1 pseudogene is annotated in these 250 nt (G+C 56.4%); it reads right to left on the bottom strand.

Features of this window, described 5'->3' with window-relative positions:
• Positions 1-250 (bottom strand): annotated as a pseudogene (locus ACWGTI_RS32985) (hypothetical protein); the annotation flags it as partial.

Genomic DNA, 250 nt, shown 5'->3' with positions numbered 1-250 from the left:
CTCGACGAAAGCCGTCGACACCACCTCGCCATAGCGGTGCCGTTCGGCGTAATTCGGGATGAGATCGGCGTTATTTTGTTATTTTCGATGTAGCGGCTGAATTCCAACAGGTACCCGCGCAGCTTGCGCACCTCTGGCGGCGGATCGGCGATGAGATCAAACCCATCGGTGAAGTCCTCAACAAGGATGAGTGCTCTGCCGACGTTGCCATGCCAAAGATGGTGTTTCACGCTTTCGAGCGTTGCGACGG

It is taken from the genome of Mesorhizobium sp. ArgA1 (genome assembly GCF_053714375.1).
This window is presented reverse-complemented; position numbering and strand designations above follow the sequence as displayed.